The sequence below is a fragment of the Bacteroides sp. D55t1_190419_B8 genome, assembly GCF_015558905.1.
In the GTDB taxonomy this organism is placed as follows: Bacteria; Bacteroidota; Bacteroidia; order Bacteroidales; family Bacteroidaceae; genus Bacteroides; species Bacteroides vicugnae.
The window spans coordinates 30,482-50,188 of sequence record NZ_JADMOU010000038.1 but is presented as its reverse complement, the minus strand read 5'-3'; the positions used below and the strand labels follow the sequence as shown (position 1 = coordinate 50,188).

Here is a 19,707-nt window from a genome sequence, read left to right as displayed (position 1 = left end):
TTACACGGTTTAAAAAGATTGCGCAGCCAAAACCGTGTAATCCGCGTAATCCGTGCCTACTTTCTTACTTATAATATCACTCATAACCGTCAAAAGAGAAGCTATCCAGCAGAAAAAAACATTGGTTAATAATAAAATAGACGGGAATAGTTGTTATTTTTCATAAACGACAACTATTCCCGTCAAATGTATAATGAGACTCTTAATCCTCTGCGTGAGAGAAAAGGCGTTTCCTGGTAGGGAGAAAAGGCGTAGTCTGCCATCATCAAACGGCGTAGCCTGACAACCAAAAACGGCGTGGTCTACACACCTTTATTTCACCCTTCTATTCAACTGATTATTAGCCTTTTCCTGTTTCGATTTTCCGACCCGTTTTCCGGTCGTCTTCTTTTTACCGACTGCAGACTTTGTCTTTCCGGCAAAAGGATTGTTACTTTTTTTGATTGGCATAGACAGCAACTATATAAACAGTACTTATTTCTTATAACTCCTATTCTCCTTCGTAATACTCACCCAAAAACCAGCGAGCCACAAAATCCCAGTTTTCCCGCAACAACTCCTTTCCGTTCTCAAACGGGAACTGTGCTTCCGGCAACAAATCATGTTCCATTCCATATTTCAGCAGATCAAACGGACACAAGCCTTCTTCACAAAACAATTCGTATGCTTCCTCTTCAGCCAGTTCGGCATTGTAGAGCGGATTACGTTTGTCTGCAAAATATTCGGCTACATCAGGACCGATCAACAACCCTTTCGGATTGGCAAAAACCACGAAGTTACCGAACTCCTTTAAGTCAGGCAACAAAGAATCCTCTTCATCTTCCCACTTCAACGACTGCACAAAGAAAAATTTCAGCGCTTCGTAAGAATCAAAGTATAAAAGTGGTTCACCTTTGCTCGCTTCAAGGAAACGTTCTACGTTTGTAGGCATCTTTTCTCCCGGCAAAACTACCGGCAGAGGCATCCGCTTCTTTTGCATCAGCTCCGTTTCCATCAGCCAGTCCGTTGCCAGGTGATCGCTGATAGGAGCCAATTCGAACGCAGCATCCAAACGGTTGTAAAGTGTATCCGCAAACTCCAGCAAATCCGCATCCATCGGGTTCTCTACTCCATCAAAATCATCGCCAACCGGAGAATTGATGGCCCACAAAAGGAAAACAACATCTTCACGGTTAATTTCGTCCGGCAAATATTCCTCCGTCAGTGCGTAGAAAGGCAAATAACGTCCGTAGCTTTTCCGGTGCCAATGAATAAACTGACGCCAGTTTCCGCCATCCGCTACACAATCTTCCAGGTACAAAGCCACCATCAAAGCTACTTGTTGCTGACTTTCCGCTGTTTCCCATTTAAATAAATACGATTCTGCCACCAACGGCAATAAATGATTAGCGAAATCCAGATACCATTCATCCGTGCCTACCACCTTTGCACGACCATGAGCGTCCAGCCATGCTTTCATATATATCTTCTGTTGCTTCATACTACAAACGTTTCAAAGCCAGTTTGATAACCTTTTCTACCGGAGCATCCGGCTCCTCCTTCAAGATAGCCAATACCACCTTCTGTGAAGGTGCAGCAGCAAACCCCAACATCGTCAATGCAGACACCGCCTCTTCCTGCACTTCCGCATTGGCAGGTTGCAACAACAGACCTGCGGAAGCCCCTCCGGCAGCAACCCCTCCCATTGTTTTTATCTTATCTTTCAGGTCGACAATCACGCGTTGCGCAGTCTTCAGCCCGATGCCTTTCACCGTTTTCAGCATGTTCGCATTTTCGGTGCTGATAACGTTCACCAGTTCGGCAGGCGAGAGAGCCGAAAGAATCATACGTGCCGTGTTCCCCCCGATTCCGGAGACGGAAATCAATAATAGGAAAATCTCCCGCTCCTGTTTCTCGGCAAATCCGTAGAGCACATACGCATCTTCACGAATCGCCTCGTAAATATATAGCTTACAGCTTTTCTTTCCTTGAATAGCCGAATAGGTATTCAAAGATATATTGGCGGCATATCCCACCCCGTTACAGTCAATCACCGCGGTTGCCGGACTTAGTTCGGCAAGTTCGCCCCTAATATATTCTATCATATCTAATTATATTCTATCATAACAGGGACAAAGATAAAACAATTTCACCACAGAGGACACAGAGGCCACAGAGTTTTTTCAATGTAGCACATCACACCCTGATTTGCTTTCATGCGGACCGATATCACCTGCTAGTGAAAAAAAATAAAATATTAAAGCAGATGAACCAAAGTTAGTAGTAATTTGTTTACTTTTGCAAGCAAAAGAAAGAAATTTGTTCATTAAAACCAAGAAAAGAATGAAAAAAGTAAGAGCTGCCATCGTTGGTTATGGCAACATTGGACATTATGTACTTGAAGCGCTTCAGGCGGCACCTGATTTCGAAATAGCCGGAGTCGTTCGTCGTGCAGGAGCAGAGAACAAACCGGAAGAGTTGGCAAACTACGCAGTAGTGAAGGACATAAAAGAGCTGGGAGAAGTAGACGTAGCTATTCTTTGCACGCCGACCCGCAGCGTAGAGAAATATGCAAAAGAATATCTGGCGATGGGAATTAACACGGTAGACAGTTTCGATATCCACACCGGTATCGTAGACCTGCGCCGTACCCTGAATGCTACCGCCAAAGAACATAAAGCCGTATCGATCATCTCTGCCGGATGGGATCCGGGAAGCGATTCCATCGTACGCACCATGCTGGAAGCAATTGCTCCGAAAGGCATCACCTACACCAACTTCGGTCCCGGTATGAGTATGGGACACACAGTAGCCGTAAAAGCGGTTGACGGAGTGAAAGCTGCCCTTTCCATGACCATTCCGACCGGCACGGGAATCCACCGCCGCATGGTATACATCGAACTGAAAGACGGATATAAATTCGAAGAAGTAGCCGCTGCCATCAAAGCAGATCCTTACTTCGTGAACGATGAAACACACGTAAAACTCGTTCCGAGTGTAGACGCCCTGCTGGACATGGGTCATGGTGTAAATCTGACTCGCAAAGGTGTATCAGGCAAAACACAGAACCAGTTGTTCGAATTTAATATGCGTATCAACAACCCCGCACTGACCGCACAAGTGCTGGTATGCGTGGCACGCGCTTCCATGAAGCAACAACCGGGATGCTACACGATGGTAGAAGTTCCCGTTATCGACCTTCTCCCCGGCGACCGCGAAGAATGGATCGGACATTTGGTATAATATATTTTATATATAAAACAAAATTAAAATAGAGAAAGGTGATACACCTTTCTCTATTTTTTTTATCTTTGTGAGCATACTACAAAAACACAATTATGAGAAAACTATTTATTCTCTGCGCATTTCTGTTACAATTTCTGTCGCCTGTCCACTCGCAACAAGCCACAACAGCCACCATAGAGCCCAATCTAAAGTACGGAAAACCTTCCAAAGAAGAACTATCTCTCACCTCCTATGCCCCCGACACCACCGCTACGGCTATTTATCTTTTCCATCAGGGACAAAGTGACTTCGTCTACCACGACGGTTTTCAACTGACTACCGAACATTGGGTACGTATCAAAATCCTGAAACCGCAAGGAGTGTCATACGCCGACGTGTCCGTTCCCTACTACTCTCCCACCGATAGGGACGAAGGGCAGGAAAGAGCCAGCGACATAGAAGGCTGCTCCTACAATATGGAAAACGGGAAATGTATAAAAACGTCCATGAAGCGGGAATCCATCTCTTTCGAGCGGATCAACAACCTGTATAAAATGCTAAAATTCTCTCTGCCCGCTGTCAAAGAAGGCACTGTCATCGAATATCACTACAAACTCTACTCCGACTATTTTTCACACATCGACAACTGGATGATGCAGGAAGAACTCCCGATGCTCTACAACCAGTATAAGATCACCATCCCGCATGTGTTTATCTATAACATCGAATTGCGGGGAAAGGACTACATACAAGTGAAACAAAGAGACTCCTCCATCCATGCCACGGAACGTGAGGGAGGCAGTGTAGGCGGAGTCAGCAAAGACTTCACCGTTTCGGCACAGGAAACCACCTTTACCTCACGCAACCTTCCGGCTATCCGTCAGGACGAACCCTACTGCTGGTGCCCGGAAGACTACAAGGTGCAAGTAAGTTTCGACCTGCAAGGCACGCAATTTACCCCCAACGAATACAAGCCATACAGCCAGAAATGGGAAGATGTAGACAATCAACTGTTGAAACCGGAAAATACACAGTTCGGCAAATACCTTTCCTTCACCAACCCATTCCGCCCGGAAACGAAACAGGCATACAACAGCGAAATGAGTTTCGAAGAGAAAATTATCTGCGCCTTTCAGATACTCAAAAAGAAAATGGCATGGAACGGACGCTATCAGCTCTACAGCAAGGAACTCGAAAAGGTGATTCCCAAAGGAAACGGCAGCAACGCCGACCTGAATTTCATCCTTATCAGCATTCTGAAAGACTTCGGGCTGGAAGCCTATCCGGTAGTTTTGAGCCGACGTTCGTCGGGCATGCTGCCTTACAACTTCCCTTCCCTGCAAAAACTGAATACGTTCATTGTCGCCATCTACGACATAAACAAACAGAAATACGTCTTTTTAGACGGCTCCATGGACGTGCCCGCTCTCAATATACTTCCACTCGAACTGTCTGTAAACAAAGCGCGTATCCTCTCCCCGAAAGTGAAAGAAGAAAAGAAATGGGTGAACGTAATGGCTCTTGCCGACAACAAAAGTTTTATGAAGATTGAGGCCCGCATGGAAGGAAACCAAGTGAAAGGACATCGCAGCACCATTCTCTACGGACAGGAAGCCGTAGAATATCAGGCAAACGAGAAGCACAAACAAGACAGTATCGTTTCGACCCCCGAAAGCAATGCCAGCCAGAAAAACAAACTCACCGTCACCAACCTGAAAGTGAAAAAGCAGGAAAATGACTGGGCACTGATAGAAGAAGAATTCGACTTCGTCCTGCAAACCGACCAGACGGATAGCCACCTCTATATTAACCCGATGCTCTTTCCGCAACTAAAAAGCAATCCTTTTATCCAGACGGAACGAGTGCTTCCCATTGAATTTCCTTATCCGTACAAGTTTACAATGCTGACTACACTGACTCTCCCCGAAGGATACGAAGTGGAAGAAACGCCCCAGCCACAAGTCATCCGGACACAAGGAGACGGCTTGCAGTGCAAATATATGATTCAGAGACAGAGAAATACAATCTCACTTAATTATATTTTCTACTTGAAAGAACCTATATTCCTCACCGAACAATACAAACAACTGCAGGAACTATGGACCAAAGTGATCGAGAAAAACAACGCACTCATCGTGCTCAAGAAACTATAGAATCATCACAACTTAAAAACTCCAAAATCATGATGAAAACACTGTTAACCTTCGTTTTCTTACTACTGGGGTGGCAAAGCTCTGCCCAGCAAACAGACACAAACACCATCACCCCCAGCCTAAAATACGGCAAACCATCGGAGGAAGAGCTGAACATGACTGCGTATGCCCCGGACACAGCCGCCACAGCCGTAGTGCTCTATTCAAAGAATACCGCCCGCTACGACCTGATTAACAACGAATTCCGGCTTGTGTACACATACGAAACAAAAATCAAGATACTCAAATCCGAAGGTACGTCTTATGCCGACATCAACATTCCATTTTACTCCAACGCGAACAGTGGAATCATGAAGGAGAATGTCGGTCAGATTGACGCCTCGGCCTACAATATGGAAAATGGGAAAATAGTGCGTACCAAAATGAAACGTGACCTGATTTTCAATGAGCGACTCAACAAAACTTATGAACAGGTCAAATTTTCGATACCTGCCGTCCGCGAAGGAACCGTATTCGAATACAAATATCAGATCAATTCCGACTTTTATTACAGCATCAACCATTGGGAAGCTCAAAGAGATATCCCCGTACTCCTGGCACAATACGACATCACGATTCCGGAATATTTCGAATTCAACCTCGACATGAGAGGATCACATACCTTAAATCCGAAAGATCAGTCGGAAAGCATATCTTTCCACCTGCAATATCAGAATGGGCAGATCGAAAAAATCGATTGTACGGGACGCCATCTAAGTTTCACCGGCAAACAATTACCCGCTCTCCGCCCGGACAGCTACGTATGGTGTGCAGACGATTACAGGAGCGGCGTCAACTTCGAACTGCGGGGGATCAGCTTCCCCGGAGCACTCTACAAATCATTTACGCACACCTGGACGGAAATTGACAAAATGCTGATGGAGGACGAAGATTTCGGTTCGCCACTCAAAATGCGCAACCCGTACCGGGACGAAATGACGTCACTGGCTCTCGACAAGCTCTCCGACCGACAGGATAAGATTGCGGCCATCTACACGTTCCTCAAAAGCAAAATTTCGTGGAACGGGCAATACGCCCTCTACGGCAGCGAAGTGAAAAAGGCTGTCAAAAACGGCACAGGAAGCAATGCGGATATCAACTTTGCGTTAATGAGTATGTTGCGTGACGCTCAAATTCCCTGTTATCCGGTAGTCATGAGTCGTAAAAACCTGGGAATCCTTCCCCTTAGCCATCCTTCTATCCAGAAGCTCAATACCTTTATTGTCGGCATAGCCGACACCGACAGCACTTTTGTGTTCCTCGACGGTTCCGTGACCAACGGATTCATGAATATCCTGCCACCGGTATTGATGGTAAACCGCGCACGCCTCATCAATGGCATAGGCCAAGACAACTGGATAGACTTGAGCAGGCTCGGGAAAAACCAGATACGTTCATCCGTCAAAGCTCAAATTCATCCTGACGGAAAGATCACCGGCAACCGCCAATCGGGCTACGTCGGACAATATGCCTCCGGTTTCCGCAGCCGTTACCATGCAGCCAAAGACAGCACGGAGTTTATCAACAAACTGGAAACGGAAGAAAACATCAAGATAACCAAGTTCACTACGGAAGGAGTGAACATCTTCTCACCCAAAGTGACGGAAAGTTTCGAGTTTGAGAAGCAGGCAACCGTAAACGATCATCTGATTTACGTCAACCCATTGATTTTCATGCATGTCAGCAAGTGTCCGTTTACCCAGGTAGAACGACGACTGCCACTGGAAATGCCTTACACCGAACAGCTCATGCTGGTGGTCAACCTGACACTTCCCGAAGGATATGCCGTAGACGAACTGCCACAGTCGATGAATCTGCAAACGGAAGACAGGCAAGGATTCTGCCGATACAACATCCAGCAAAAAAATAACACAATCACCGTCACTTACTCATTCGCTTTCAACAAACTACTTCATCTCATCGACGAATACAAAGGAGTGAAAGCGTTCTGGGAAATGATTGCCGAGAAAAACAACGAGATTTTAGTACTCAAGAAAATATAAACTTTACCTATTTATAAAATGATTCGTTCCAGCCACCCCATCCTGAAACAAAGGATATGCCGGGCATTCGGTCTGTCCTGTGCCATTCTTTACCTAAGTCTGCACATACAGCCGGCATGTGCACAGGATATTCTCAAGGATGCCAATTCCATCATCGTGGAAGCACGCACAGAGGTTCTCTGCAAATCCATGACTCAATCCATAGAAAAAGAAAGCCTGACAATCAGCGTCCTCAACCGTAAAGGATTGGAGGCAGCCCGTTTCTTCTGCGGATGTGACATGTTCCGTTCTTTGCAGAAATTCTCCGGAGAAATCCTCAATGCCACCGGACAAAGTGTACGTAAGATAAAGAAATCCGAACTACAGAAAAGTGAATACAGCTCTTCGCTTACCACGGACGATTATTTTTATTATTACGAATGTAATTATCCTTCTTTCCCTTTCACAGTGAAATACGAATGGGAAATGAAATGCAACAACGGACTGATCGGCTATCTCCCTTTTGTCCCGCAGGCAGAATTTAACCAGGGAGTGGAGAAAGCGACTTACCGGATCGAGCTGCCCGCAGGACAAGGATGCAGATACCGCGAACTGAACACGCAGGGAAAAGGAATCGAAGTGAAGGAGTCCACCGGAGCCGACGGGCAGCAAGTGATCGAAGCCACCGCTTCCAAGCTCTCTCCCATCATCAAAGAACCTTTCGGTCCGGATTTCGCCGAGCTATTTCCACGTGTCTACTTTGCTCCCTCCGCTTTCAAGTACGACAAGTCGGAAGGCGATATGAGCAGCTGGCAAAAGTACGGAGAATGGCAATACCAACTGCTCGACGGACGCGACCTGCTCACCGAACCTTTCCGCGCCAAGCTGCACGAACTGACAGCCAGCTGCACTACCGACCGGGACAAGGTGAAAGCAATCTACGATTATCTGGCCAAAACCACCCGTTACGTGAGCATCCAACTAGGTATCGGAGGCTTACAGCCCATTGCCGCCACCGATGTTTGTCGCACAGGATTCGGCGACTGTAAAGGATTGTCCAATTACACCCGCGCCATGCTGAAAGAGTTGGGAATTGCTTCCACTTATACAGTCATCAGCACCACCAACGAGCGTTTGCTACCAGACTTCTCCAGTGCCAACCAGATGAATCACGTCATCCTGCAAGTTCCGCTTCCCCAAGATACGCTCTGGCTGGAATGTACAAATCCATCGCTTCCCTTCGGCTATGTCCACCAAGACATTGCGGGACACGACGCCTTACTCATCGAACCGACCGGCGGCCAGATGTATCGCCTGCCCACCTATCCCGACTCGCTGAACACACAGCACATCGTTGCCAACATCACCCTCTCCCCCACAGCCGAGGCACGGATAGAGGTGAACGAAATCTCCCGGATTTTTCAATATGAGAATGAAGCAGGCATCGTCTATCTGGAGCCCAACAAACAAAAAGACCGCATCCGTTCAAGCATCAACTTATCCCAAGCCGATATTCAGAACCTGCAAATCAGCGAGTGCAAGGAGGCCAATCCGTCTATCACCTTCGACTACACTGCCACCAGCAATCAATACGGGCATAAAACGGGCAACCGTCTGTTTATCCCCGCCAATGTGTTCCGAAAAGAATTCAGTGTTCCTCCTGTGACGAAGCGCACCTATCCCATTTACATCAACTACGGATACACAGATGCCGACAGCATCCGCATCCAACTGCCGGAAGGATATGTAATCGAAGGACTTCCGAAACCGCTTGACGTGAAAAGCAAGTTCGGCAGTTTCCATTCCGATATTCAGGTGAAAGATAAGGAAATCTACATCACTCACCGATTGTTTATGTGCAAAGGGGTTTACAGTCCGGATGAATATGCGGCATTCATTGATTTCCGCAAGCAAGTGGCAGGACAATATGGAGGAAAAATCATTTTAAAAAAAGAATAAGGAGGGAAACGCTTTACGGAAAATAAAGTATCTTTGCGACTCAACATTTTTTGTGACTTAACCATTCAAAAAAAGGAACATTGAAGAACAAACGATACAATAATATAGAAGAATGGGCAAATACCCTTAGTCACGGAGCAGGTATCCTGCTTGGAATCGTGGCCGGATATTTCCTATTGGAAAAGGCTTCCGAGAATATGGAACCGCAGTGGGCAGTTGCTTGTGTATCCGTCTATCTGGCGGGGATGCTTTCCTCTTATATCAGTTCTACGTGGTATCACGGCAGCCGTCCGGGAAAACTGAAAGAGTTGCTCCGCAAATTCGATCATGGAGCTATCTACCTGCACATCGCGGGCACCTACACTCCTTTCACGCTACTTGTCCTGCGGCATGCCGGAGGATGGGGATGGGGAATCTTCGCTTTCGTCTGGCTGTCGGCTATTGCCGGTTTCATTCTTAGCTTCAAAAAGCTGAAAGAACACAGCAACCTCGAAACGGCCTGTTATGTGGGTATGGGTGCGTGCATATTAGTGGCCATGAAACCTTTGCTGGATCATCTGGGAGAACTGGGAGCCACTACTGCTTTCTGGTGGCTGATCGGCGGTGGAGTCTCATACATCGTGGGAGCTGTCTTTTATTCATTGCGCAAACCGTATATGCATGCCACTTTCCATTTGTTTTGCCTGGGAGGCAGCATCGGACATATCATTGCAATCTGGCTGATTCTGTAAGGAATGGTAGGGACAAAAAAAAGGCTATCTATCCCAGACAGCCAATCTTTGTTAACCTTAAATCTAATACTATGAAAAACACAGTACAAAGATACGGACTTTTCGGTCATCTCCAAATTTTCAGGCCAAAGCAGCCCAACTTATAACACGGTTTAATAAAAAGCAGAGGTTCGTTAACGTTTAACGCAACAAAGTTAAAAATTAACGAATCGTTTATTAACTATTTAAACAATCAGATCACCTGAATTTAAAACGAACAAACAAACAGATTCACAAATTCGTTATATAGAAAAGAGGAACTTAAAACGAAAACGATTTAGAACGCAAATTTATGGATTGGGAAAATCACCTGATAAAACACCTGCAATGGTCGGACTCCATCATCAACCGGGAGGCAAAAGAACACGTAGCCCGTGAAATTGCCGCCACGGCAAAAGACGGGGATGTGATAGGAGCCGGCTCCGGCTCTACAGTCTACCTGACTCTGTTCGAACTCTCACGACGAATTCGTGAAGAGCACTTGCATATCGAAGTGATTCCCGCCTCACAAGAAATCTCGATGAGCTGCATACAGCTAGGCATCCCCCAAACTACCCTCTGGAACAAACGCCCCAACTGGACATTCGACGGAGCGGACGAAGTAGATCCGCAACAGAACTTGATTAAGGGACGTGGTGGAGCGATGTTCAAAGAGAAACTACTGATTAGAAGCAGCCGCAAAACGTTCATCATCATCGACCCCAGTAAGCGTGTGAATCAGTTGGGAAGCAAATTTCCCATCCCGGTAGAGGTCTTTCCGGACTCACTGACTTATGTAGAGCATGAGTTGCAGCGACTGGGTGCATCCGAAATTGTTCTCCGTCCTGCTCATGGCAAAGACGGACCTATCTTTACCGAAAACGGCAACTTTATCCTCGACACCCGTTTCAACTACATCGACTCTTCGCTCGAAGAACAACTGAAGGCAATCACCGGTGTTATAGAGAGTGGACTTTTCATAGGTTATGACATCGAAGTAATTGTGGCGGAATAAAATAACAGCAATTGAAAATCCCGTTTTTGTAGAAACGTAAATTTGTTTGTTCTAATGCAAATTAAATAGTATGGCTTTACACTTATTTTAGTTAGTAGAACTAGGTTGTCTGACACCCGGGTGTCAGACAACTTATACTTGCAGTGCTTCATATTCTCCTTTACTATCACTTATAATTTCAATCACTATCAGATTATAACGTTTAACTCATGCCTTCAAAACACGAACATTAAAAATGCTTAGATGAAGAAAAACACCGGGAAATTCATTCAAAATTTGGGTAGAATATTAATCCCATCTCAAAAATCAATGAGAAGCAAAGATTACTAAATAAATGAGAATTGATAAAGGAAGTTTCAATAAAAGAAACGGAAGAATAGGTTATTTTTTAAAATCCGAAACAAAAACATTGAAAAACAATAAGATAGGAGAAAAAAGCACGAGGAAAGGGAGAAAAAAAGATCAATAAGTCTTAGCAGAACTTGGTACATTCGTGATTGTAAACTTACCGTCAATATCAGTGATAGTACCAAGGGTAGTGCCATTCACCAATATTGAAGCACCTACGACAGGTTGCCCATCTTCTTCAGAGGTAACCAAACCGGTAACTCTGGATGTTTGCGCTGTCACCAGACCTATACCTATAAAAAGGAAGGTCATTAAGAACATCAATTTTCTTTTCATAAATTCTCTCTTAAATTTAACCTATAAACAGATTTTTTGTCTCTAACAGGTTGCAAAGATAACACGAATTATGACAAATCGAAAAAAGTGTTACGTATTTAACTAAAAAATATCGTTTTGAAAGCAAGAACTTTCTAAAAACTGATAGGTTAAAACAAAACGTTTCCAATTTAGCATCTTTTAAAAGATGATTTCTATCAGAAAGAAAGCATCAAAATCAGGCTTTTCAAGGAAAAGTGAACATTATTACCTCCTAAACGGTATCTTTTTATCATTTTACACCTTCAAAAAGGTTAAAGAACTATTAACAATGATAAAGGCAGAAACTTCTACATACCAAGTTCTGCTAAAACTTTGCGCGTTTCTTATGTAGGAATGATTTCGCAGGACGTTTCCATCAAACCGGGAGTGATAAATGTTGTATTAAAAAGCGACGCGAAAGCACTGGATGAGGTTGTAGTGACAGCCATGGGTATCTCGCGCGAGAAAAAAGCACTGGGTTACGCCGTTCAGGACGTAAAATCAGATCAACTGACGCAAGCTGCCAACTCTAATCTGGCGGGAGCATTGCAAGGTAAAGTGTCAGGTCTGGACGTTAAACCTTCAAGTGGTATGCCGGGAGCTTCTTCACAGATCACCATCCGTGGTGCACGTTCTTTCTCGGGTGACAACACTCCGCTTTACGTTATTGACGGAATGCCGGTGACCAGTACTCCTGACGTTAGCACAGACATTCAGAACAATGGTAGTGTGAGCGGAGCGGACTTCGCCAACCGTGCAGTGGATATCGACCCTAATGATATTGAAAGTATCAACATTTTGAAAGGTCAGGCTGCTTCTGCGCTTTATGGTATCCGCGCTTCCAATGGTGTGATTATCATCACGACCAAAAGCGGTAAAGGACTGGAAAAAGGCAAACCGCAGGTTAGCTTCTCTTCCAATGTCAGCTTCGATGTAGTCGGTCGTCTGCCGGAGTTCCAGAAAACATATGCACAAGGTTCGGGGGGAGTATTCAGTGCCACTTCGGGAACATCTTGGGGACCTAAGATTTCCGAACTTCCCAACGACGCAACGTATGGTGGTAGTAATGCAAATAGTGACTATGCCAAAGAGTATGGTGTACATCAAGGAAAATATTATGTTCCCCAACGTGCAGCAGCTGGTCTTGATCCATGGGTCACTCCACAGGCATACGACAATGCCAAGGATTTCTTCGACACAGGAATTACCTGGAGTAACTCACTGAATGTAGCACAGATGCTCGATAAAAGCTCCTACTCTATCTCATTGGGAAATACACATCAAGATGGTATTATCTCAAGCACTGGCATGGATAGATATAATGTAAAGGTAAGTGCGGACACCAAACTGACTAATAACTGGAGCTCCGGATTTACAGCTAACTACATCACCACTTCCATCGATAAAGCGGTGACTTCCGGTAATGGTCTGTTGAGAACGGTTTACGCAGCCCCTCCCAGTTATGATCTGGCCGGGATTCCAAGCCATGTAGACGGCAACCTGTACGCACAAAATTCTTTCCGTGGCAGTTTTGACAACGCTTACTGGGCGATGGAGAACAACAAATTTACGGAAGATACCAACCGTTTCTTCGGAAATGTATATGCAAGCTATCAGACTGATTTCGGCACAACGAACCACAAGTTGAACGCTAAATACATGGTTGGTGTGGATGCTTACACCACTCATTACGTAGATAGCTACGGATACGGTAGTAACACCGGTGGCGGTCGCGGACAGATCGAGAACTACGGCTGGACGAACGCTACATACAACTCATTACTGACCATCAACTACGACTGGCACATCAATGAAGACTGGGGACTGAATGCGGTAGTGGGTAACGAAATTATCCAAAGCAACAGAAAGAAGTATTATGAATATGGTACGAACTACAACTTCCCGGGATGGAACCACATCAACAACGCCACTACTCAACAGACGGAGGAAGAGACATGGAAAAACCGTACAGTAGGATTCTTCGGTAACATATCGGCTTCTTACAGAAATATGCTTTATCTGACCCTCACCGGACGTCAGGACTACGTATCTAATATGCCACGCAACAACCGCTCGTTCTTCTATCCTTCTATTTCGGCCGGTTTTATCCTGACGGAATTGGATGCATTGAAAAACAATGTCGTTAATCACGCTAAATTGAGAGTATCTTATGCGGAAGTAGGACAGGCAGGAGATTTCCTCGAAAACTACTACTCGACTCCGACATACGGAGGTGGTTTCTATATGCTGACTCCAATCATGTACCCGATGAAAGGCACTACCGCCTATACTCCGTACTACACGATTTTCGACCCGAAACTGAAACCGCAGAACACACGTTCGTATGAAGTGGGTGCTGACGTGAACTTCCTCGATAACTTAATCACATTCAGTTATACGTACTCACGCCAGAATGTAAAAGACCAGATTTTCGAAGTGCCTTTGGCTTCTTCTACCGGTGCTAGCAAACTACTCACCAACGGTGGAAAGATTCATACCAACACGCATGAATTCACTCTCGGCTTCAACCCCATCCGAACGAAGAATATCAATTGGGATTTTGCATTCAACTGGACAAAGATCGACAACTACGTAGATGAACTGGCACCGGGTGTAGAAAATATCTCCCTGGGTGGTTACGTTACTCCACAGGTACGCGCTTCAGCAGGTGAAAAATTCCCTGTAATCTATGGTGTAGGTTTCAAGAGAGATGAAAACGGCAATCGTCTGGTAGACGAAAACGGTCTTCCTATTGCTGGTGAAGCACAGGTAATCGGCAAGGTTTCTCCGGACTTCCTGATGGGCTTCAACACCACATTACGCTTATGGAAGTGTACTATCAGCGCAGTACTCGACTGGAAACAGGGTGGGCAGATGTACAGTAGAACAACCGGACTGGCAGACTACTATGGTGTCAGCAAGAGAACGGAAAATCGTGAAGGTACTATCATCTTCGACGGATATAAAACTGATGGAACTAAAAATGATATCGCCATCACTGGTGCAAACGCACAACAGGTATATTACAGCCGTCTGAACGATATCAACGAATCTTCAGTGTATGACAACTCTTTCATCAAACTGCGTGAAGTAGCTGTCAACTACAAAATTCTTCAAAAACGTTCGATTGAACTTTCTGTGAATGCATTTGCCAGAAACATCTTGATCTGGGCACAATTGCCCGACCTCGATCCGGAAGCCAGTCAGGGTAACAACAACATGGCAGGAGCATTTGAAGATTATTCAATGCCGCAAACAGCTAGTTTCGGCCTTGGTTTCAACATTAAATTTTAATCTGCAAGACAATGAAAAAATATAAATCAATAGGAAAATTGCTAGCAGTTTCTTTCTTGACTGCTGCCATTGCTTCTGCTTGTACGGAAGACGCAATGGATAAAATCAATGAAAACCCTAACAATCCGTTGGATGCGCCCGCTAAGTTCTTAATTACGGACTTAGGCGTAAGTACTGCATTCAGCACTGTAGGAGGGGATTTCTCGCTCTATTCTTCTGTTTACATAGAACATGAAACGGGTATATCCAACCAGCTTTACCGCGCGGAAGTACGCAGCGGAGAGCCCACAACGGCTACTACCTACAACAATGCATGGATCAACGTGTACTCAAATATCAAGAATGCTAAAATCATTATCAAGAAGTGCGAAGAAGATCCTTCGGAAAAAGGAAACGTAGTGACGGAAGCGATTGCTAAAATCCTGCTCGCCTACAATGGAGCTGTGGCAGCCGATGTGTTTGGAAACACACCGTATAGCCAGACAGGTATCCTCAATCCGGACGGTACACCGATGTATATGCAACCTAAAATGGATACACAGGAAAGTATCTATCAGGAAGTAATGCAGAACCTGGATGATGCCATCACTCTACTGAATAACGGTACTGCCAAAGATACGGGCTTATCCGGTGCAGTCGGTTCTAAAGACTTGATCTATGGTTCAAACACCAGTACACAGGCAAGTATGTGGCTTAAAACGGCCTATGCGTTAAAAGCACGTTATACAATGCGTCTGCTCAATAAAAGTGCCAACAAGACTACAGATCTTCAGAATATTCTTACTTATGTGAGCAAATCATTTGCCAACGCAAGTGAAGAATGTAAGTTGGCCGTTTACGATGCTGATTCGCAATTGAATCCGCTTTGGTCCTTCAGCTACAGCCGCAACAGTTTAGCAGCTAGTGCAAGTTTGATTGAAAAGTTCGTTGAGCGCAATGACCCCAGAGCACCGCAAGCATTCCTGGAACCTGATCCTACCGGATATATCACTTATGGATACGGAGCTACGCAAGCTACGGACATCGCAGGCATCAAAGCGGCTCCTAACGGAACTCCGCAAGAGTTGCAGAATAATTATGGTATGTCGATGATATCATGGGCTATGTCGGCTCCTACTCTTTTAATCAGCTATCACGAAGTGAAATTCCTTGAAGCAGAAGCATTGTGCCGTTTGGGAGACAGACTGGACGAAGCTAAGACTGCTTTGAAAAATGCAATCACTGCCGGATTCGAGAATCTGGAAAATTCAATTATAAATGCCGCAGACACTTGGATATATGATGGTGACAGCGATTTGGGTGCAGATGTGGCAGAAGCCTATTTCACGGATAAAGTGGAACCTTTGTTCAATGCTAATCCTCTGCAAGAGACAATGATACAGAAGTATCTTGCTTTCTTCGGCGCATCCGGCGAATCACTGGAAGCCTATAATGACTACCGCCGTCTGAAAGGTGCAGGAGAAAACTTCATTGTACTGAAAAACCCGCAGAACAGCAGTAAATTCCCATTGCGCTTCGGTTATGGAGCAGACGATGTATTGGCAAATCCTGAAGTGAAAGCTGCTTTCGGTGATGGACAGTACGTATATAGCGAGGCCGTATGGTGGGCTGGCGGAAACAAATAATGAACTTAAAATCTCTCAAAGGAGAGACTTTACATAGAGTCGTTTCTGTACTCTAACAAATTAACAAAGACGAACAAAAATAGGCCAACCGTGAGGTTCGCCTATTTTATTTTATCCAAATGCATTAGATGAAGTTAGAGTAATACCATTTTCCTACCCAATCATACTTCTTTTCCATGCTTTTACGTCTTTAACGCTTAAGCACTTTTTTGGTAAATTAAAAAAATCTCGTAAGAATCAATCTTACCACTGCAAATCGGGTAAATATTTACTCAACGTAGTGCGGAGAATACCCAAGGTGATAGGTTTCACCAATACTTCAGTTACTCCTGCATTCATTGCATTTTCCTTATCCGAGCTAAAAGCATAAGCCGTCTGCATGATAATAGGAATTTCTGTGTTAGATTCACGAATTATCTTCGTTGCTTCCAATCCGTTCATCACCGGCATCTTAATATCCATCAGCATTGCTTTGGCTCTTTGCTGGTGTTGCTGAAACAACTCCACCATTTCCTGGCCATTTTTAGCCCACTCGATATCACACTTTTTGCCTATGATAGCCTTGATTAATTTAAAGCTGCTGTCATCGTCTTCAGCTACCAAAATTAAAGGTCTGAATTCATTCATTTGTTCGCTTTCCATATCGCTTATATATTGTTTTTTTATCTGTTTTTTTAGAGCTATCTTCCTTTTCAGCCCGCAAGGTATAAAAAATATTCATATATTTCGCTATCTTTGCGCCTCAATTTAAAAGAATAGTATGATTTCTGTTGACGGACTAGCCGTAGAGTTTGGCGGCACTGCTTTATTTAGTGATATTTCTTTCGTAATTAATGAAAAAGACCGCATCGCTCTGATGGGCAAAAACGGGGCTGGGAAAAGTACGCTGCTGAAGATTTTGGCAGGCGCACGGCAACCGACACGTGGAAAAGTTTCCGCACCCAAAGATTGCGTAGTAGCATACCTGCCTCAACATCTGATGACGGAAGACGGAAGAACAGTGTTTGACGAAACGGCACAGGCTTTTTCACATCTTCATGAGATGGAAGCGCAGATCGAAAAGTTGAACAAGGAGCTTGAAACACGGACGGACTACGAGAGCGACAGTTACATGGCGCTGATCGAGGAAGTGTCCAGTTTGAGCGAGAAGTTTTATTCAATCGATGCTACTAATTATGAAGAGGATGTGGAAAAGGCATTGCTTGGATTAGGATTCGCCCGAGGAGATTTCCAACGCCAGACGAGTGATTTCAGCGGTGGATGGCGAATGCGTATCGAACTCGCCAAATTGCTGTTGCAGAAACCGGATGTGCTCTTGCTCGATGAGCCGACGAATCATCTGGATATCGAATCTATTCAATGGCTGGAGGATTTTCTTATTAATAATGGAAAAGCGGTCATTGTAATTAGTCACGACCGTAAATTCGTGGATAATATTACAACACGCACCATCGAAGTGACGATGGGACGTATCTATGATTACAAGGTAAATTACTCGCAATATTTGCAGCTGCGCAAGGATCGCCGCGAACAGCAACAGAAGGCTTATGACGAGCAGCAGAAGTTTATTGCTGAAACGAAGGAGTTTATCGAACGGTTCAAGGGGACTTATTCAAAGACGTTGCAGGTGCAGAGCCGCGTCAAAATGCTGGAAAAGCTGGAATTGCTCGAAGTGGACGAGGAGGATACTTCTGCATTGCGACTGAAATTCCCGCCTTCGCCCCGTTCGGGCAGTTACCCGGTCATCATGGAGGGTGTTGGAAAGACATACGGAGACAAAGTGGTATTCCGCAATGCAAATCTGACGATTGAGCGTGGTGATAAGGTAGCTTTCGTTGGTAAGAACGGTGAAGGTAAGTCTACGCTCGTGAAGTGTATCATGAAGGAGATTGAGCATGACGGTACATTGACTCTCGGACATAATGTGCAAATCGGATATTTCGCTCAAAATCAGGCTTCGCTGATGGATGAAAACCTGACGGTTTTCCAAACGATTGACGATGTAGCCAAAGGGGATATCCGGAACAAGATTCGTGATTTGCTGGGGGCGTTTATGTTTGGCGGTCCCGAGGAATCGATGAAAAAGGTCAAAGTGCTTTCGGGTGGAGAGCGTACCCGTCTGGCTATGATTAAATTATTGCTGGAACCTGTCAACCTCCTGATTTTGGATGAGCCGACGAATCATCTGGACATGAAAACGAAAGATATTCTAAAACAGGCATTGCTGGATTTTGATGGTACGCTGATCGTCGTTTCACACGACCGTGACTTCCTTGACGGGCTGGTTACCAAGGTGTATGAGTTCGGTAATCAAAAGGTGACGGAACATCTTTGCGGTATCTATGAGTTCCTCGAAAAGAAGAAAATGGATTCGTTGCAAGAACTGGAAAAGAAATAATAAATAATAAAAAGAGGGTATCGGCTACAGGCGAAATAAAAGTATTTGTATATTTGCATTTTGAAGCTCTGAAAAGCGGATAACCTCTAAAAGAAAGGATGAAAGGGAAGAAACGAATTATAGTAACTCTGCTGTTTTTTATCAACATTATTATGTTGGTGGCAGCGGTTATTCCCCATCATCATCACCCCAACGGAATGATTTGCATGAAGCAGGACTTGCCTGTAGAACAGCAATGTCCCACGCATCATCATCACCCGGGAAACGACTCATGTTGCAGCAGCGAATGTATGACTCGTTTCTACTCTCCCACTCCATCCATACATACGGATAGCGGACCGGATTATGTATTCATCGCTACCTTATTCACGGATGTAATCATCGAACATTTATTACGACCGCAAGAGAAACGGATTAAAAACTATTACGTTTACCGAGACTCCCTGCATGGTACGGATACTCATCGTACCACTTCTCTTCGTGCCCCTCCCTACTCTGTTTTTGCGTAAAAGCGTAAATGCAAATTAGTTGCATCTGCGCTACCTTATCTTTGTAGCGTAAAAAGAAAACAGTAAAATTTAGTA

At 44.8% G+C, this 19,707-nt stretch carries 15 protein-coding genes; 10 read left to right on the top strand and 5 right to left on the bottom strand.

Annotation, left to right across the window (positions count from 1 at the left end):
* Positions 1-312: 312 nt before the first annotated feature.
* The 3 genes from I2I13_RS21975 to ruvA are packed head-to-tail and all read right to left on the bottom strand — an operon-like array spanning position 313 to position 2,084.
* Entirely contained in the window at positions 313-450 is a 138-nt protein-coding gene (locus I2I13_RS21975) for a hypothetical protein (RefSeq protein ID WP_162864708.1), read from the bottom strand.
* A 40-nt stretch (positions 451-490) separates the two neighbouring features.
* Complete coding sequence (locus tag I2I13_RS21970; protein ID WP_148365103.1) at positions 491-1,480, bottom strand: DUF3843 family protein; 990 nt, start codon at positions 1,478-1,480, stop codon at positions 491-493.
* A 1-nt stretch (position 1,481) separates the two neighbouring features.
* A complete protein-coding gene (gene ruvA, locus I2I13_RS21965) occupies positions 1,482-2,084 on the bottom strand; it encodes a Holliday junction branch migration protein RuvA (RefSeq protein WP_148365104.1) in 603 nt (200 codons plus the stop codon).
* Positions 2,085-2,322: 238 nt separating this feature from the next.
* On the opposite strand from ruvA, the gene I2I13_RS21960 reads away from it, so the two are divergent.
* The 6 genes from I2I13_RS21960 (at position 2,323) to rpiA (ending at position 11,101) form a co-directional block, all read left to right on the top strand.
* Positions 2,323-3,222, top strand: a complete 900-nt coding sequence (locus I2I13_RS21960; RefSeq protein WP_074558786.1) for a diaminopimelate dehydrogenase — start codon at positions 2,323-2,325, stop codon at positions 3,220-3,222.
* Positions 3,223-3,317: 95 nt separating this feature from the next.
* Positions 3,318-5,357: a DUF3857 domain-containing protein gene (locus I2I13_RS21955; RefSeq protein WP_195650517.1), complete on the top strand. Its 2,040-nt coding sequence runs from the start codon at positions 3,318-3,320 to the stop codon at positions 5,355-5,357.
* Between the two features lie 29 nt (positions 5,358-5,386).
* Positions 5,387-7,399 carry a DUF3857 domain-containing protein gene (locus I2I13_RS21950; protein ID WP_195650516.1) on the top strand — a complete coding sequence of 671 codons (2,013 nt, stop codon included), beginning with the start codon at positions 5,387-5,389 and terminating at the stop codon, positions 7,397-7,399.
* A gap of 18 nt (positions 7,400-7,417) precedes the next feature.
* Entirely contained in the window at positions 7,418-9,337 is a 1,920-nt protein-coding gene (locus tag I2I13_RS21945; RefSeq protein WP_195650515.1) for a transglutaminase domain-containing protein, read from the top strand.
* Positions 9,338-9,417: 80 nt separating this feature from the next.
* Entirely contained in the window at positions 9,418-10,068 is a 651-nt protein-coding gene (locus tag I2I13_RS21940) for a hemolysin III family protein (protein ID WP_008998787.1), read from the top strand.
* Positions 10,069-10,399: 331 nt separating this feature from the next.
* On the top strand, positions 10,400-11,101 hold the full coding sequence (rpiA, locus tag I2I13_RS21935; RefSeq protein ID WP_195650514.1) for a ribose 5-phosphate isomerase A: 702 nt from the start codon (positions 10,400-10,402) through the stop codon (positions 11,099-11,101).
* 462 nt (positions 11,102-11,563) lie between these two features.
* Here the strand turns inward: rpiA and I2I13_RS21930 are convergent, their stop codons facing one another.
* Positions 11,564-11,785: a carboxypeptidase-like regulatory domain-containing protein gene (locus I2I13_RS21930; protein ID WP_004297975.1), complete on the bottom strand. Its 222-nt coding sequence runs from the start codon at positions 11,783-11,785 to the stop codon at positions 11,564-11,566.
* 333 nt (positions 11,786-12,118) lie between these two features.
* Between I2I13_RS21930 and I2I13_RS21925 the strand changes: the two genes are divergently transcribed.
* Positions 12,119-15,100, top strand: a complete 2,982-nt coding sequence (locus I2I13_RS21925; protein WP_272226480.1) for a SusC/RagA family TonB-linked outer membrane protein — start codon at positions 12,119-12,121, stop codon at positions 15,098-15,100.
* Positions 15,101-15,111: 11 nt separating this feature from the next.
* Entirely contained in the window at positions 15,112-16,725 is a 1,614-nt protein-coding gene (locus I2I13_RS21920; RefSeq protein WP_195650512.1) for a SusD/RagB family nutrient-binding outer membrane lipoprotein, read from the top strand.
* A gap of 243 nt (positions 16,726-16,968) precedes the next feature.
* On the opposite strand, the gene I2I13_RS21915 is transcribed toward I2I13_RS21920, so the two are convergent.
* Positions 16,969-17,367: a response regulator gene (locus I2I13_RS21915; RefSeq protein WP_099147109.1), complete on the bottom strand. Its 399-nt coding sequence runs from the start codon at positions 17,365-17,367 to the stop codon at positions 16,969-16,971.
* A gap of 118 nt (positions 17,368-17,485) precedes the next feature.
* Between I2I13_RS21915 and I2I13_RS21910 the strand changes: the two genes are divergently transcribed.
* Together I2I13_RS21910 and I2I13_RS21905 are read left to right on the top strand one after the other, a co-directional pair.
* Positions 17,486-19,123 carry an ABC-F family ATP-binding cassette domain-containing protein gene (locus tag I2I13_RS21910; RefSeq protein ID WP_099147110.1) on the top strand — a complete coding sequence of 546 codons (1,638 nt, stop codon included), beginning with the start codon at positions 17,486-17,488 and terminating at the stop codon, positions 19,121-19,123.
* 98 nt (positions 19,124-19,221) lie between these two features.
* Positions 19,222-19,632, top strand: a complete 411-nt coding sequence (locus I2I13_RS21905; RefSeq protein WP_004306814.1) for a DUF6769 family protein — start codon at positions 19,222-19,224, stop codon at positions 19,630-19,632.
* Positions 19,633-19,707: the final 75 nt, after the last annotated feature.